Origin of the sequence: Alkalicoccus luteus (assembly GCF_052061695.1) — a bacterium.
Classification (GTDB): domain Bacteria; phylum Bacillota; class Bacilli; order Bacillales; family Salisediminibacteriaceae; genus Alkalicoccus; species Alkalicoccus luteus.
The window spans coordinates 168,829-184,914 of sequence record NZ_JBPZEY010000001.1; the positions used below are offsets into that span (position 1 = coordinate 168,829).

Annotated in this window: 13 protein-coding genes; 3 read left to right on the plus strand and 10 right to left on the minus strand. The window is 50.9% G+C overall.

Features of this window, described 5'->3' with window-relative positions; translation table 11 throughout:
• Positions 1–20: 20 nt before the first annotated feature.
• Both ACSZLD_RS00930 and ACSZLD_RS00935 read right to left on the minus strand, forming a co-directional pair.
• Entirely contained in the window at positions 21–635 is a 615-nt protein-coding gene (locus ACSZLD_RS00930) for a succinate dehydrogenase cytochrome b558 subunit (protein WP_168005008.1), read from the minus strand.
• Between the two features lie 411 nt (positions 636–1,046).
• Complete coding sequence (locus ACSZLD_RS00935) at positions 1,047–2,396, minus strand: TrkH family potassium uptake protein (RefSeq protein ID WP_444683985.1); 1,350 nt, start codon at positions 2,394–2,396, stop codon at positions 1,047–1,049.
• A gap of 167 nt (positions 2,397–2,563) precedes the next feature.
• Here ACSZLD_RS00935 and ACSZLD_RS00940 point away from each other — a divergent pair, with 167 nt between their 5' ends.
• The 3 genes from ACSZLD_RS00940 (at position 2,564) to ACSZLD_RS00950 (ending at position 6,326) form a co-directional block, all read left to right on the plus strand.
• Positions 2,564–2,989, plus strand: coding sequence for a DUF2507 domain-containing protein (locus ACSZLD_RS00940; protein ID WP_377910080.1), 426 nt, complete (start codon positions 2,564–2,566; stop codon positions 2,987–2,989).
• A 98-nt stretch (positions 2,990–3,087) separates the two neighbouring features.
• Positions 3,088–3,531 carry a MarR family winged helix-turn-helix transcriptional regulator gene (locus tag ACSZLD_RS00945; protein WP_377910081.1) on the plus strand — a complete coding sequence of 148 codons (444 nt, stop codon included), beginning with the start codon at positions 3,088–3,090 and terminating at the stop codon, positions 3,529–3,531.
• Complete coding sequence (locus tag ACSZLD_RS00950; RefSeq protein ID WP_444683986.1) at positions 3,528–6,326, plus strand: MMPL family transporter; 2,799 nt, start codon at positions 3,528–3,530, stop codon at positions 6,324–6,326. Before ACSZLD_RS00945 ends, ACSZLD_RS00950 begins: the two co-directional genes overlap by 4 nt.
• Before the next feature lie 829 nt (positions 6,327–7,155).
• Here the strand turns inward: ACSZLD_RS00950 and ACSZLD_RS00955 are convergent.
• The 8 genes from ACSZLD_RS00955 to ACSZLD_RS00990 all read right to left on the minus strand — a co-directional run bounded on the left by ACSZLD_RS00955 (position 7,156) and on the right by ACSZLD_RS00990 (position 16,046).
• The gene (locus ACSZLD_RS00955; protein WP_444683987.1) at positions 7,156–8,406 is read right to left on the minus strand and encodes an aspartate kinase; all 1,251 of its coding nucleotides are present in this window, start codon (positions 8,404–8,406) and stop codon (positions 7,156–7,158) included.
• 158 nt (positions 8,407–8,564) lie between these two features.
• On the minus strand, positions 8,565–10,346 hold the full coding sequence (gene uvrC, locus ACSZLD_RS00960; RefSeq protein ID WP_377910084.1) for an excinuclease ABC subunit UvrC: 1,782 nt from the start codon (positions 10,344–10,346) through the stop codon (positions 8,565–8,567).
• A gap of 93 nt (positions 10,347–10,439) precedes the next feature.
• Positions 10,440–10,754 (minus strand): thioredoxin, encoded by a 315-nt coding sequence (gene trxA / locus ACSZLD_RS00965; protein ID WP_168005001.1) that lies wholly within the window; start codon positions 10,752–10,754, stop codon positions 10,440–10,442.
• Between the two features lie 235 nt (positions 10,755–10,989).
• A complete protein-coding gene (locus tag ACSZLD_RS00970; protein ID WP_444683988.1) occupies positions 10,990–11,955 on the minus strand; it encodes an electron transfer flavoprotein subunit alpha/FixB family protein in 966 nt (321 codons plus the stop codon).
• A gap of 31 nt (positions 11,956–11,986) precedes the next feature.
• Positions 11,987–12,757: an electron transfer flavoprotein subunit beta/FixA family protein gene (locus ACSZLD_RS00975; protein WP_168004999.1), complete on the minus strand. Its 771-nt coding sequence runs from the start codon at positions 12,755–12,757 to the stop codon at positions 11,987–11,989.
• An 80-nt stretch (positions 12,758–12,837) separates the two neighbouring features.
• On the minus strand, positions 12,838–13,620 hold the full coding sequence (locus ACSZLD_RS00980; RefSeq protein WP_444683989.1) for an enoyl-CoA hydratase: 783 nt from the start codon (positions 13,618–13,620) through the stop codon (positions 12,838–12,840).
• The gene (gene fadR, locus ACSZLD_RS00985) at positions 13,617–14,225 is read right to left on the minus strand and encodes a fatty acid metabolism transcriptional regulator FadR (RefSeq protein ID WP_168004997.1); all 609 of its coding nucleotides are present in this window, start codon (positions 14,223–14,225) and stop codon (positions 13,617–13,619) included. Before fadR ends, ACSZLD_RS00980 begins: the two co-directional genes overlap by 4 nt.
• A gap of 108 nt (positions 14,226–14,333) precedes the next feature.
• Positions 14,334–16,046 (minus strand): AMP-binding protein, encoded by a 1,713-nt coding sequence (locus ACSZLD_RS00990; RefSeq protein ID WP_444683990.1) that lies wholly within the window; start codon positions 16,044–16,046, stop codon positions 14,334–14,336.
• Between the last annotated feature and the right edge of the window lie 40 nt (positions 16,047–16,086).

Below are 16,086 nucleotides of genomic sequence, written 5' to 3' on the forward strand. Positions count from 1 at the left end.
TGGTCACTCCTTCTTTTATGCTATACCCCTACGAACGCAAGGATGGAACGAATTCCAACAAATGTGAGAGCAAGGAATACACCGGCTGTCACATACGTCGAAATCTGCTGGGATCTCGGTGTTACCGTAATCCCCCAGGTTACTGCGAATGACCACAGACCGTTCGCGAAATGGAACGTGGTTGCTGTGATACCGATAATGTATGCAATAAGTGCGATTGGATTGGCTACAATCTCTTCCATCATCTGAAAGTTTACTTCTGCGCCGAATGCAGCTGCGATTCGTGTTTCCCAGACGTGCCACGTCACAAAGATGAGAACGAGAACACCTGAGATCCGCTGCAGGCGGAACATCCAGTTACGGAAATAGCTGAACCGGGAAGTATTGTTACGGGCTTGAAATGCGATGTAAAGTCCGTAGACAGCGTGGAAGATCAGTGGAAGAAAAATAATAAAGATTTCAAGTGCGTAGCGGAATGGCAAAGACTCCATGAACGCTGCTGCCTGGTTGTATTCCTGCTCGCCGCGGACAGCAAACCAGTTGACTGTCAGGTGAACGACCAAGAAGGCCCCGATGGCCACAACTCCAAGCAGTGAATGAAGTCTGCGGTACAAAAACTCACGGTTAGATGACATCTGTCTTTCCCCCTAAAACGATGATTTCGAACGATGAAGTCGGATAAATCAATTGTCCTCCTTTAGCTCGTGATGTCTTGCCGCCCCAAGGTGTCAGAAGGTTTTTGACAATTTTCATTTTACTCCCGGCTCGCGCCATAGTCAAGAAAGCGGATTCACAGAAGCTTTTAGAGAAAAACGTTTTTCCGTATTCAGCCGTTCCGTATGTAACGTATAAAATTGTACCACAATTTCGACACGGTTTAAGGGTTTTCTCAAAATATATCCAAATCGAGCTGAACGTCCCTGTAAAGGCGTCGATTTTGTCGAATCATGCAGGGAGCGGGCGGATATATGAAAAAAAGACCGGAAGAAAGCTTTCCCCTTCCGGTCCTGTTCAGCAATGCACACGCTGCTTTTTCGCAATATCTTTTACCCGATAATAATACGCTCGGTAGGATGTTTATACGTCGTTTTCTTTTCCTGTGCCCGGATCGAGAACAGGAAGGCGACGAGTCCGACCCGTCCGACGAGCATAAGAATCATCAGCACAACCTGACTAGGAAAGGACAAATCCGGCGTGATGCCCATCGACAGTCCGGAGGTCCCGAAGGCGGAGCTTGCTTCAAATAAAATCGCCATCAGTGCAAATTCTCCGGTTCCTTCGAAGGCGGCGATCATCATGATCGCACCGAACAGTCCGACTGCAAACACCGAGAGAACGATAAAGGCCTTCTGTTTATCTTCCGTGTGAATTTCGCGACCGAACACTTTTACATCATCACGACCGAGCGCGAAGCTGCGAATCGTCAGAAACATGACGGCAAGCGTCGTCGTCCGGATTCCTCCCCCCACACTGGAGGGACTCGCGCCGATTATCATGAGACCGGACATCAAAAGCAGGCTTGCAAGCGTCAGTTCATTCATGTCCATCGTAGAAAGGCCGCCGCTTCTTGCCGTTGCCGAATTAAACAGGGAGAAAAACAACTGGGAATGCCACGGCATCCCATCGTAAAAGGCGTTCCGCTCGAAGATCCACAGCATTGCCACCCCAATACCGAAAACGATAAAGTAGGTCGACGTGGCAATTTTCGTAAACAGGCTGAAGCGGAAGTTCGGATTCTTCGGCGAGAAATACTCGCGCAGCTCCAGCAGCACCGGAAATCCGATCGCGCCCGCAAAAATGAGCAGGATATGCACGAGCTGCACGAAGTAATCATCGACGAACGGAGCCAGGGATTCCCCGGTTATATCGAAACCTGCGTTTGTGAAGGCAGACATGGCTGAGAAAGCACCCTGATAGTATGCTTCAAATGTCGTATCAAAGTAGTTTAAGTAGTACGTACCGAGTATCGCTGCCCCGATCAGCTCGATCACGAGAGCGGTGAGCAGAATGCCGCGCATAAGACGTACAAGGCCTGAAAATGAGATCTGGTTCTGGTCGACCATGATCAGCATCCGCTGCGAAAGCGGAATTTTACGCCCGAGCACCATCCATACGAACGTGCCGAGCGTCATCACCCCGATGCCGCCCAGCTGTATACCGAGCGCAAGAAAAAGTATGCCGGCCCAACTGTACGTTTCGGAGACGTTTACGACCGTTAATCCCGTTACACTGACGGCGCTGACGGCGGTAAAGAGTGCTTCATCATATGTAACGTTCACTCCAGCCTGTGAAGAGAACGGCAGGAACAGCAGCAGGCTGATGACAAACATCGCTGCCACATAGGAGATTACAACAACGCGAAAAGGCGTGAGAAATTTCGTCATGCCCAGCTTCATACAAAACACCCGGCTTTCCAGTCAAATCATATCGCGCCTTAGTATATCACGCTCTCCCATAATCTTCTATGCTGTTTTACAGCACGAGCTTTCGGCGCCCGTACCTTCCCGTCTGGAATTATGATAGACTGAAAGCATACTTAATCAGCAGAGAAGGAATGAGATACATGTCTGAAGAACAGCAGCAAGCCGAAACAGCAGCGGGCTATGATGTCATGCGGCACGAGCTCCTTCCGATTATTCTCGGGGAAGATGAAGAAGTGATCCTTTACTGGGCGGGGAAAAGCCTCGCACGGGAGAAAAAGAAAACGGATGAAGAAGCGCTTATGCAGTGGTTTCGTACGGCGCAGTGGGGAGAGCTCCGCCTTATCAAAGAAAAGCGTGCAGAGCGTATTTACGAAGTGACGACCAGCAGCTACGAGCCAAAGCGGCCATATTCACTGGAAACCGGCTTTCTCGCCCAGGCAACCGAGCTTGAAAAGGGGCTCCTGGCAGAAGCCAACTATGAAATTAAAAAGAAAAAGCCTGTCACCTTTCACGTCACGGTGAAATGGGACAAGAAGGATCCTGCTGCATCCGCCAGTCAGGAATAATGCCTCTCCTCTCTGCCTTTTGGCTGGAGAGGTTTTTTATTGCCGGTTTTTAGTTTACAGGGTAAACTACTTACATACTGAATCATGGAGGAACAATGATGAATGAATCAAGGCTGCATCAGCTCATTGAAGAATATGCGAACGTGTATTTATTTGCGACTAAACGGCTCGACCGTGTGCTTGTCGATCAGGCAATGCCGCTCTCTCTGGAACAGTTCGGCATCCTGCGGGTGCTCCAGACTCAGGGCCCTCTGTCTGCCAAACAGATCGCTGCCGAAACAGATGTACATAAAAGTGCCGTGACGGCCAAGGTTTCCCGCCTGGAAGAACGGGGGCTCGTCACCCGAACCGTGCAGAGCATGGACCGGCGCAGCGTACTGGTTGCGCTCACCCCTGTCGGCGAAGAAGCTCTGTCTGAAGGGATGAAAACAATCACTGCTTTTACAGCGCCTTATTTTTCTAAGCTTGAGGAACATGAGTTGGAAGTCTTCCTGCGCGTCTACAGCAAACTAAACCGTATGCTCAAGGAGGATCAGTCATGAAACGGATTTTTTATCTGCTTCCCTTAATATGGGCAGCGGTTGCCGTCTGGCTCACCATCATCAGCCCGGACCTCGATCAGCTCGTGCGGGAACGAGGGCAGTTCGATATTCCCGATACGTATCCTACAGCAGTTACAGCTGACATATTGGAACGGAACGAAGCAGCTGCCGGGGAAGAAATTCTTGTTGTTTATTATGAAGAGGACGGCATTACGGCGGAGCAGGAAGAGGAAGTCGAACGCATTTTTGCTTCGCTGCCGGATAACCTGAACGGGTTCGCAATTGAAGATACAGCAACTCCCTTTGACGGCGAAGGAAGCGATGCCCTCCGCAGCGATGACAACACGACAATCATGACGGTCATCACCATCGACATGACTCTGAATGATGTGCCTGCTGTGCGCAGTCATATTGAAGACGCCGTTGAAGCAGACAGCATCCGTACGCTTGTCAGCGGCTCTCCCATTATCGAGGACGATGTGATAATCAGCTCCGAGGAAGGCCTGCAGACGACTGAAATAATTACCGTTATTTTCGTCATCAGCATCCTGCTGATCGTGTTCCGTTCGATTGTTGCTCCGTTTGTCCCGCTTTTAACAGTAGGGGCAACGTACTTTATGACCGTACCGGTTGTCTCTTTCTTAATTGAGGGAGTCGATTTCCCTGTATCTAACTTTACGCAGATTTTTATCGTCGCTATCCTGTTTGGGATCGGAACGGATTACTGCATTCTCCTCATGAACCGCTTCAAAGAGGAGCTTGCCGTCTCCCCTGACCGGACGGCTGCTGTGGTCCGCACATACCGGGCAGTCGGGCCGACCGTATTTTCAAGCGCCCTCACCGGTTTTATCGGGTTTGCTGCAATCGGACTGGCCGATTTTGATCTCTACCAGTCAGCATCGGGCGTTGCGGTCGGGATCGTGCTGCTCGTGATTGCGCTCGGTGTCTGGGTGCCGGCCGCGATGCTGCTGCTCGGTGAAAAGCTGTTCTGGCCGAGCAAACGGGCACTTGATGCGACGGACAGCAAAATCTGGAAAGGGCTCGGCGTGTTTTCCATTGCCCGCCCCGGCTGGACCTCGATGCTGCTGCTCGTCCTGCTCGTCCCGGCCTTTCTCTTTTATGATCAGCGGCTGTCTTTCGAATCTCTCGATGAAATCAGCAGCGAATATGAATCGGTCGAAGCCGTAGAGCTTGTTGGAGAACGCTTCGGTACCGGCTTTGCTTTCCCGGCGCAGATCGTGCTTGAATCTGACGAGCCTTGGGATCAGTCAGAGCGGATACCCATCATCGAATATGTATCTCTGCAGACGGCTCAACTGGAAGGTGTCGAAGAAGTTCGCAGCTTTTCGAGACCTGATGGTGAACGGATAGAAGATTTCCGGATTCCGGAGCTCGCGGACAGCCTTCGCGATGGCTTGGAAGAAATCGATGACGGCCTGATGGAAATCGAAGAGGGACTCCGTGAGCTCGAAGAGGATTTAGCTGAAACCCCGGATGACGATGCGTCTGAGCTTACTGATGCTGCTGATGAGCTGGAGGACGGTATTCGGACTCAGGCAGACGGGGCTGGTGAAGCAGCAGAAGCAGCAAGCGAACTTGCTGAAGCTCAAGAGGGCATCGCCAATGAACTCGCTGCCGTGCAGACAGGACTGGAAGAGGCTGCTTCGAACCCTGCACTGGATCAGCAGACAGCCGGGCTGCTTGAAGAAAGCGGCGGAGGCTTAGCAGAACTTTCCGCTGCGCTCTCCGAGACGGCCGATGGCACAAACTCACTCGCCGAGGGGCAGCAGGAGCTGCAGCAGGGTTTGGAGCAGACGGCTGACGGACAGGCCGAACTGGCGGAAGGACAAGCTGAACTGATTGACGCTCTGGATGAATCGGCGGAAGCATTTGACGAAATTGGTGAAGCTGCCGGCGAGCTGGCACAAGGAGTGGAGGACATTCGCGAAGGGCTTGAGGACGTATATGACCTGCTCGCAGAAATTGCGGAACAGCCGGCTCATCCGCTGGAAGGCTTTTACGTTCCCGAAGAGACGTGGAGTGAAGATGGCACCGAAGACCTCATAGACGCCTTTCTTTCTCCAAACCGCCAGGCAGCCACTCTGGAAGTGGTTCTCGCAGTCGATCCGTACAGTACCGAAGCGATGGCCATCACGGACGAGATCAACGAGCAGACCGCTGCAGCACTCAGTCATTGGGACGATGTCACCTTTTCTATCGGCGGGCTTCCTGCCGTGAACGCCGACTTGTCCACGATCTCTGATCAGGACTTCGACAGAACAGCCTTAATTATGCTGAGCGGAATCTTCATCGTCTTGATCGTAATGCTTCGTTCGTTCATCATGCCGGTATATATCCTTGCATCGCTGATTGGAACGTACATTATTTCCATGGCCGTTACGGAGTTTATTTTTATTACGATTCTCGGATATCCGGGAATCAGCTGGGCCGTTCCATTTTTCGGCTTCGTAATGCTGATGGCGCTTGGAGTCGACTATTCCATCTTCCTTATGGGGCGCTTTGCGGAAAACATGCAGACAATGGACGTTCGCGAATCACTCGTCAATGCAATGACGAAAATCGGAACCGTCATTTTATCCGCTGCTGTGATTCTGGCCGGAACATTCGGAGCAATGATGCCGTCCGGCGTTTTATCTCTCGTCCAGATCGGTACGCTCGTCCTCACAGGCCTTCTGCTTTACGCCTTTGTGATGCTGCCGCTGTTCATTCCGCTGATGGTCAGACTCTTCGGTGAAAGCAACTGGCTGCCATTCAAGCCGCCGGCAAAGAAATGAAAGCTGCGCTGAGTCAATCGGCACGAACGAGCAGTGCCAACGTCAGCGGCTGGTCTCTTTCCGGAACCCACCGGCAGGGTGCTCCGTCAGCATACATTCGTTTATGAAGCTTCTCTGATTCTAAGATACGTTGATTTTCCCGCATTAAAGAGCCTCCGTCTGCTTCGAGACGGAGGCTCTTCAGAATGTTGATATAGTCGTTATAGGTGAATAAGATGGCATCTGCCTGTATCTGCGGACCCTCGCTTTCCGGAGGGAACGGGCTTAGCTAACCGCTTCCTCCTGCTGTCGGAAGCGCTGGATCTTCGCCTCGTTCTGATCCTCCAGGAGTCGAGCTCCTTCGATGCCGGCAGCTGATAGTACGCTTGAAGTACTTGTTTAGGACTGAACGATCGGCTTCCATACAGGATAGAACTTTCCCGATGAGGCGTTTCGATGTTGAATCGGGGTGTCCATCCTTCATCGAATTCATGATGCACGTAAAAAAGCAGTCGCGTCTGCCTGTCGTGACATTGTTCCCCACGAATCAGAGCCGTTTTCCCGATGTGTCCGAGTGAAGCCTCATCACCGTTCGAACTTGAACGACATGACAAGCGCGAGCGGAGCCGGACCGGCTCTTGAAGGCTTCTTGTGAGAAGCCTGTGTCCGAGTGAAGCCGCGTCATTTTCCCTTCATACAGGGGTCACCCTGAGCAATAGTTGAAGGCCAGCCCACGCCAGGCTCAATAATGCAGAAGGGAAATACAAGCAAACGAATAAACATATAAGTTGAATACACTTTTTCAACAGCCTGAAAAGCCTCCGTCTGCTTCGAGACGGAGGCTCTTGTTTTATGCCTGCTTGGCAAGCTCAATTTTTTCCTGTTCTTTTTCGTCGAGTCCGAAGTACGTGTGCAGCGCTTCGGAGGCACGGATCATATCTTTTTCCGGCACGACCGCTGATACGGCAATTTCAGAGGTGCTGACCATCTTAATCGCCACCTCTTCTTCTGCCAGCACTTTGAACATATCAGCGGCGACACCCGGATTAGAGATCATCCCGGAGCCGACAATAGATACTTTCGACTGAGAGCTCTCGTGGCGTACTTCGCTGTAGCAGAGCGTTTCTTTCGCCCCGTGAATCAGGTCCAGCGTCTTTCCAAGGTTCCCGGAATCAATCGAAAATGATACGTTCACCCCATGATCGGCAGTCATCTGCTGAATAATGATATCGACGTTGATGCCTTCTTCAGCGAGAAGCTTGAACAGATTGGACATCGTATCGTAGTGGTTTGGCAGACGTTCCACGGTGACCTTCGTGATGTTTTTATCAAATGCGAGGCCCCGCACCGTTAAGTTCTGCTCCATAGTTGCTTCCTCCTCCACAATCGTTCCTTCTACATTTTCCATGCTGGACCGGACGACCAGCTTCACGTTGTAATTCTTCGCAAATTCCACTGCACGCGGATGCAGGACGCCCGCTCCTAAATGAGCAAGCTCCAGCATCTCATCATAGGAAATGCTGCCGAGCTGGCGCGCTTTTTTGACATAGCGCGGGTCCGACGTATATACCCCGGTCACATCGGTAAAAATCGAGCAGGATTCTGCCTCCAGTGCAGCCGCGAGTGCAACAGCTGTCGTATCAGATCCTCCGCGACCCAGCGTCGTAATATTGCCGTCTTCGCTGACACCTTGGAATCCGGCAACGAGTACAGCTTTACCGTCATTGAGGTGCCCTTCGAGCGTCGACGTGTTAATGTCGGTAATACGTGCATCCTGATGAACTTCTTCCGTTACGATGCCTGCCTGCCAGCCGGTCAGGGAAACAGCGTCCACGCCGAGTTCCTTCAGCGCCATAACCACCAGCGAAATTGTTACCTGCTCACCGGTCGTCAGAAGCATGTCCATTTCACGTGGATCCGGATTATCTGTGATCTCATCCGCAAGTTCCACCAGTTTATCGGTTGATTTCCCCATCGCAGATACGACAGTGACCACGCTGTGTCCCTCATCCATACCTTGCTTGATCCGTTTAGCAACACGCTTAATCTTGTCGGTATCTCCGACGGAAGTACCACCGAACTTCTGAACGATCGTAGCCAATAGTTTACGCCTCCTTCAAATTTTAAGCCGCAAAGCTTCGATATTTAAATACCTGCTTTACACCAAAAGAAAACCTGAATTTGCGCCTTTTTTCAGGTATTTCTCACACCTTTAAAAGCGTAACAAAGGGTAGATTTATTGACAAACCGTTTTAAACTCTATTTAGCGGTATCTTCCTGTAAACGGTCTCTTAAGGAGCGGGCAACTGGCTGAGGGATGCCTACTCTCTCGATTTCTTCCACTGACGCCTCTTTCAGCCGTTTGAGCGACCCAAACTCCTTTAACAGCATACGTTTGCGTTTTTCTCCAATTCCTTCAATATCATCCAGAACAGAGGTAAACATCGATTTTTTTCGAACGTTGCGGTGAAAGCTGATCGCAAATCGGTGTACCTCATCCTGTATTCGCTGCAGCAGATAGAATTCTTCACTCGTGCGCGAAAGCTCAACTGCAACCGGCGGATCGCCCATCATGAGCTGGGAGGTCCGGTGACGGTCGTCTTTCGCCAGACCGCATACGGGGATGGACAAACCAAGCTCGTGCTCGACGACCTCCTGGGCGGCGCTGATCTGGCCTTTCCCCCCATCGATGACAATTAGATCCGGAAGGGACTCTTCATCTTTAAGCAGACGGCTGTAGCGCCTTCTGACGACCTCGCGCATCGATTCGTAATCATCCGGTCCCTGGACCGAGCGGACCTTATACTTCCGGTAGTTTTTCTTATCGGGCTTCCCGTCCAGAAACGAAACCATTGCCGAAACTGGATCGACGCCCATGATGTTGGAATTATCGAATGCTTCAATCCGGTGCGGCGTATCGATATGCATCGCCTGCCCGAGCTTTTCGACAGCGACCACCGTTCGCTTTTCATCCCGCTCGATCAGCTGGAACTTTTCACGCAGGGCCATTTTTGCGTTTTTCACGGCGAGTTCCACAAGCTCTTTCTTCTGGCCGCGCTTCGGCTGGACGGCTTTAATCTGAAGAAACTCCTCCACGACCTGCGCATCCGGCTCCTGGGGAATAAACAGCTCCTTCGGCGGTTTGTGGTGCTCCTCGAGGTAAAATTGGCCGAGAAACGTATAAAAGTCGTCTACGGGGTCCTGGTAGACTGGAAACATGGAGACATCCCGTTCGATCAGTTTTCCCTGGCGTACGAAAAAGACCTGAACGCACATCCAGCCGTTATCAACGTAGTAGCCGAATACGTCCCGGTTCGTCTGCTCGGTCATCGTCATTTTCTGCTTTTCCATAACCGCTTCGATATGCTTAATCTGATCGCGGAATTCCTTTGCCCGTTCAAAATCCATCTCTTCAGAGGCAGCGTACATTTTCGCTTCGATGTTGTTCTTAATCTCCTCATGGCCTCCGTTTAGAAACCGAGTAATTTCCCTGATCATCTGCTGGTTCTGCTCCTGAGTGACATCAAATTCACACGGTGCCAGGCACTGGCCGATATGGTAGTACAGGCACACCCGGTCCGGCATCGTACGGCATTTCCGAAGCGGATACAATCGGTCGAGCAGCTTCTTCGTCTGATTCGCTGCCTGCGCATTCGGATAAGGACCGAAGTACTTGGCACCGTCTTTCTTCACCTTTCGAGTTGTAATAAGGCGAGGATGTGCTTCTTTTGTAATTTTTAAAAACGGATAGGATTTATCGTCCTTCAATAAAATATTGTATCGGGGCTCGTGCTTTTTAATTAAATTTTGTTCCAGGACGAGCGCTTCCAGATCAGAGGAGGTGACAATGTATTCGAAGTCGCGGATTTCGCTGACGAGCCGCTGTGTTTTTTTGTCGTGCGAGCCTGTAAAGTACGAGCGGACTCGATTCCGTAGAACCTTCGCTTTGCCGACGTAAATAATGCCGCCCTGTTTATTTTTCATTAAATAGCAGCCGGGCTGATCTGGCAGCAGCTGCAGCTTTTCCTTAAGCGGATCCATCGTTATCCTCCTCTCGTTTTATGTATGGCCTTATCAGGAAAGAAAAAGGCTGCCGTCTCGAAAGACGGACAGCCGTATCGTTGTCTCATGTGCTTACTTATGCTTGTTCAGTGTGTTTACGAGCTCTTCTTTCGGCTTAAAGCCGACTACCTGATCGACAACCTCGCCGTCTTTCATCACGAGAAGCGTCGGGATGCTCATCACACCGTACTTGCTTGCAGTTTCCTGGTTCTCGTCAACATCGAGCTTCACGATTTTCACTTCGTCGCCCATGTCGCCGTCGAGATCTTCCAGAACAGGCGCGATCATCTTACAAGGTCCGCACCAAGGTGCCCAAAAGTCTGCGAGAACGAGACCTTCACTTGTTTCCTGACCGAAGTTTGCATCTGTAACGTTAGTAATTGCCATTTCTTAACTCCTCCTTCATATATCAGCCTGAGCTGTTAAATCCAGTATAACGGATACTCCCCGGGGTTGAAAAACAGTCTGCTCACAGATGTCCCGGTTCGCTGTCATCTATAGTAGCGTACCATATTTTCAAATGCAAAAAAACTGCCTGTCTCAGCTGAACCGGTTTAGGATCAGGCTTCAACGCACGTAAAAGCCCGCATCAGAAGTGTCCGGATGCGGGCCTGTCCTGTTATCAGCCTGAGACGACTGCTTTTTTGAATTCTTCGGTGAGCTTCGGCACGATGTCGAACAAGTCTCCGACGATGCCGTAGTCAGCGATAGAGAAAATATCAGCTTCCGGATCCTTATTGATCGCGACAATAATTTTGGAGTTGGACATACCAGCTACGTGCTGAATCGCACCGCTGAGACCAACTGCAATATACAGATCCGGTGTTACGACTTTTCCTGTCTGCCCGATCTGAAGCGCATAATCACAGTATTCTGCGTCACATGCCCCTCGGGAAGCACCCACTGCGCCGTTCAGAACCTCGGCCAGCTCATCGAGTATTTTAAAGTTCTCTTCGTTTTTCATGCCGCGGCCGCCGGCTACAATAACGGAGGCTTCGGAAAGATCCACGCCGGATGTCGTATTTTTCACAACTTCTTTAATGATCGTATCCAGATCTTTAATCTCTGCCTGGACTGCTTCAGCTGAACCGTTGAGAGAATTGTCCTGCTCCGGAGCTGGAATGTTGTTTGGACGGATCGTGACAAACGTGAGACCGTCTTCGATTTCCACTTTTTCAAACGCTTTACCGGAGTAGATAGGCCGGATAAACGTCGCTCCGCCCTCGATTGCAACGACATCGGATACGAGACCGGAGCCGAGACGGCTTGCAAGCTTTGGTGTAATATCCCGGCCGATGGACGTATGTCCCATCACGATGCCGTCCGGGTTTTCCTGCTCGATCACCGTCATGAGCGCCTGCGTCCAGCCTTCCGGCGTGTAGTGTTCCAGCTTCTCATTGTCTACTGTGAGCACACGGTTCACGCCGTACTGAAAAAATGCGTCTGCAGCGTCAGCAATCCCGCTTCCCAGTACAACTCCTACCGTTTCTGCACTCTCATCGATCATGTTTGCTGCTCCAACTGCCTCAAAGGAAACGTTACGGAACGCACCATCCTTTACTTCACCAATCACGAGAAATTTTGCCATTACCAGTCACCCTTTCCTGTCCGTTTTTTGTTTATATAACTTTCGCTTCGTTTTTCAGGAGAGATACGAGTTCAGAAACCTGCTGGTCCACGTCACCTTCGAGAATCCGGCCAGCCTGTTTTTCAGGCGGAAGGTAGCGGTCCACCGTCTTTGTCTTCGGCTCTGCATCTTCTTCATCAAGGTCCAGATCGTCCAGGTCAAGCGTTTCAAGCGGCTTTTTCTTCGCCTTCATAATTCCCGGAAGCGACGGATAGCGCGGCTCGTTTAACCCTTGCTGAGCGGTCACGAGAACCGGAAGCGGCACTTCCACGATCATCTGATCCCCTTCCACGTCCTTTTCGATAACGGCACGCCCGTCACTGATATCAATCTTTACAATCGATGTCACGTGATTGATGCCGAGCTGATCGGCAAGCCGCGGACCGACCTGGCCGGAACCGCCGTCTACCGCTACGTTCCCGCCGAGAATGACGTCTGCTTCCTGATCTTTAAAGTAAGCCGTAAGAAGTGCCTGCGTCGTGAACGTATCGCCGTCTTCAATATCTTCGTCTTCGATTAATACCGCTTTATCTGCTCCCATCGCAAGTGCGGTGCGAAGCTGCTTTTCTGCTTCTTCTTCTCCGACTGTAACAACTGTTACTTCTCCTCCGTGCTCGTCGCGCAGCTGAATTGCTTCTTCCACTGCATACTCATCGTACGGGTTAATAATAAATTCCGCACCGTCTTCCACAATCTTGCCGTTTTCGATTTGAATCTTCTCTTCCGTATCAAACGTGCGCTTTAGTACAACAAAAATATTCATGCTTTTCCCTCCTGTTTATGCTGCGCTGCAATGAAGCGCTTTCATTAATTTAGTATAAAAAAGCTGTAAGAACAGCTTTATTATCGTTGATTAAAGCTCGGCTTTCGTTTTTCCAGAAAGGCGGCGATGCCCTCTTTTGCATCTTTTGTTTCAAAAACGTCACCAAACTGGACGGCCTCTTTCTCCTGACCTCGCTCAATTGGGTCGGTTTCTGCATTTTGCAGCAGTTCCATGACTGCCTGTACGGCACGGACGCTTTTTCCGGCTGCTGCTTTTGCAAGCTTTTTAGCCTCATCCAGATGGGCTCCTTCCGGAACAGTCCGGTTAACGAGTCCCCACGCTTCCGCTTCAGCTGCGGTCAACGGCTGGCCAGTGAGGAGCATTTCCATGGCCCTAGGCCTGCCTACAAGCTTCGGAAGCCGCTGCGTACCCGCAAATCCCGGAACAAGTCCCAGGTTTAATTCCGGGAGACCGAGCTTTGCGTTCTCACAGGCTATCCGCATGTGACAAGCCATTGCGAGCTCCAGTCCGCCGCCGAGCGCAGCTCCGTGAATCGCAGCAATGACCGGCTTTTGGGCAGTTTCAATCTGCCTGAAAATCCGCTGGCCGTCGCGTGCAAGATCTGCAAATTCACTCCCGTGCTTTATTTCTGTAAACTCCTTAATATCGGCTCCAGCTGCAAAAAAACGGCCTTCGCCATGAAGCACGACCGCGCGAACGCTGTCATCTTCCATTATCTGCTCCATTGCACTGCCAAGCTCCTGAATCATGTCCTTGGACAACGCATTGGCAGGCGGCTTATTCATCGTAATCACTGCTGTAAAGTCATCTAGTTCTACTGAAATAAACTGCCAGCTGCTCATCGTTTCTCCTCCAGTCGTTTCGGGGATATCATGCCCTTCATCAGAAAGGCGTGCAACGGCTCCGCCAGCGGGGCAAGCTCGTAGCGGTGATCCTTCATAACCCAGTTCGTCACAACCTCATCAATCGATCCGAAAATGACCTGCCGCATCATCCGCGTGTCGATCGCTTCATCAAATGAGCCGTTTTCTTTGCCTTGTTCGATAATCGAATCGATCAGCCCGAGGTAGCCTTTCAGCACTTCATTCACTTTAAAGCGAATCGAGATATTCGACTGCCTAAGCTCGAGCTGGGTAACGAGTGCCAGGTTATGATCTTTTTCCAGCTGAGCAAGGTGCATGTTGATTAAAATCGCCAGCTTCTCCTCATCTGAGGTGACACCTTCCAGCTTGTGCTTAATGTAGTCAACGAACTGCCCCATTTTTTCTTCAAACAGTGAGATAAGAATATCTTCTTTGTTTTTAAAATAAAGGTAGATCGTTCCATCAGCTACACCGGCTTCCTTGGCGATTTTGGAAACCTGTGAATGATGATAGCCGTTTTGTGCGATCACTTTTACGGCTGCATCTATAATTTTATCGTATTTCAATCCGCGCTTTTTAGCCATGGCTTTCGACTCCTCCGGCAAAAATGAATGACTGTTCATTCATATTCAAATCATATCGAACTCCGCTCCGTGTGTCAATGACCGGAGCGGAAATTCTTTCTACCAGTATCATACCCTATCTGAACTGGTCTGACCAGCCTGCTTTGCTTTTTCCTCTTCCTGCAGGGCCCGGCGGAGAACTTTTCCGACCATTGTTTTCGGCAGCTCTTCACGGAATTCATACAGGCGCGGCACCTTGTAGGATGCAAGCTGTGACCGGCAGTAGGCATTCAGCTCTGCCTCGTCTGCTTCCCGGCCGTCCTTTAACACGATATAGGCCTTGACGGTTTCTCCCCGGTACGGATCCGGTATCCCGACTGCCACCGCTTCTTTGACCGCTTCGTGCTCGTAAAGCACTTCTTCAATTTCCCGCGGGTAAATGTTAAATCCACCGGCAATGATCATGTCCTTCTTCCGGTCGACGATGTAGAAAAAGCCCTCTTTATCCATATAGCCCATATCACCGGTGTAGAGCCAGCCGTTTTGAAGCGTCTGTGCCGTCTCCTCGGGACGGTTCCAGTAGCCCTGCATCACTTGCGGTCCGCGGATGAGCAGCTCCCCGACTTCTTCCGGTTCAGCAGGCTCTCCAGTTTCCGCGCTCAGTACCATCACGTCTGTATCCGGCCAGGGAAGTCCGATGCTTCCCTGAGGCCGTTTTCCCCACATGAGATTAAAATGCGTAACTGGTGAAGCTTCTGTAAGCCCGAAGCCTTCAGAGAGTTTACCGCCGGTCATCTCCTCAAACTTCTGCTGGACTTCCAGAGGGAGCGGAGCCGAGCCGCTGATACAAACCTCGACCGAGCTTAAATCATAGCTGGACACATTGGGGTCATTGATTAACCCGACATACATTGTAGGCGCTCCCGGGAAAATCGTTACTTTCTGATTCTGGATTGCCTCGAGCGTCTGTTTTGTATCAAACTTTGGCAGAATGACCATCTTCGAGCGGTCCATCACAGCAAAATTCATGCCGACTGTCATGCCGTAAACGTGGAAAAAAGGCAGGGCACAGAGAATAACTTCCTCTCCGTGGTTAATGTTATACATCCAGCGGATACACTGGGTTGTATTCGCCACGAGATTCGCGTGCGTGAGCATGACCCCTTTTGCCGCTCCTGTCGTGCCGCCGGTATACTGCAGCAGCGCGAGATCCTTTTCCGGATCGACCTCGACAGGGTCCGGCTTCGCCGGCGCCTGTTTGATCAGCTTGACGAAATCATGGCACGTCTCATTATAGGCAGGCTTTACGTTCATCCCTGTATTTTTCTTCTGGATGAACGGATAAATCATATTCTTCGGAAAAGGGAGGTAGTCTTTGATCCGCGTCACAATCACGTGCCGCAGAGATGTCTTATCCTTAACTGCTTCTACCTTCGGATATACGAGATCAAGACAGACGATAATCTCTGCGCCGGAGTCGACAAGCTGGTGCTCCAGCTCCCGTTCCACGTAAAGCGGATTTGTCTGCACGACAACTCCTCCTGCCAGAAGAATGCCGTAATAGCTGATGACCGACTGAGGCGTATTGGCAAGCATAATCGCAGCGCGGTCGCCTTTTTTCAGTCCCATTCCCTGAAGAGCCGCGGCAAACCTTGCAGCTGCTTCGTACACTTCGCGGAAGGTCATCGATTTCCCTAGAAAATCAAGCAGCTCTTTATCCGGTGTTTCAAATGCCGCATCTGCCAAGTATTGTTCAAGCGGCTTTCGCTCATAGTCAAGTTCAGCCGGAATTTCCGGCGGGTACTGCTCCAGCCAGGGCTGGGTTATCGTTTCGGTGAGCATCTCTATTCCCCCTGATGACTTTCCGGCAGCATCACATTCT